Origin of the sequence: Psychromonas arctica (genome assembly GCF_038155225.1) — a bacterium.
GTDB classification, from domain to species: domain Bacteria; phylum Pseudomonadota; class Gammaproteobacteria; order Enterobacterales; family Psychromonadaceae; genus Psychromonas; species Psychromonas arctica_B.
The window spans coordinates 1-465 of sequence record NZ_JBAKBA010000109.1 but is presented as its reverse complement, the minus strand read 5'-3'; the positions used below and the strand labels follow the sequence as shown (position 1 = coordinate 465).

Below are 465 nucleotides of genomic sequence, written 5' to 3'. Positions count from 1 at the left end.
ATTAAACTTTAAATTGAAGAGTTTGATCATGGCTCAGATTGAACGCTGGCGGCAGGCTTAACACATGCAAGTCGAACGGTAACAGAAAGTAGCTTGCTACTTTGCTGACGAGTGGCGGACGGGTGAGTAATGCTTGGGAATATGCCTTATGGTGGGGGACAACAGTTGGAAACGACTGCTAATACCGCATAACATCTCCGGATCAAAGTGGGGGACCTTCGGGCCTCACGCCATAAGAGTAGCCCAAGTGGGATTAGCTAGTTGGTAAGGTAATGGCTTACCAAGGCGACGATCCCTAGTTGGTCTTAGAGGATGACCAGCCACACTGGAACTGAGACACGGTCCAGACTCCTACGGGAGGCAGCAGTGGGGAATATTGCACAATGGGCGCAAGCCTGATGCAGCCATGCCGCGTGTGTGAAGAAGGCTTTCGGGTTGTAAAGCACTTTCAGCGAGGAGGAAAGG

At 51.2% G+C, this 465-nt stretch carries 1 rRNA gene; it reads left to right on the top strand.

Going from position 1 to position 465, the window contains the following annotated elements:
• Positions 1 to 10: 10 nt before the first annotated feature.
• Positions 11 to 465 (top strand): 16S ribosomal RNA (locus V6255_RS18000); the annotation flags it as partial.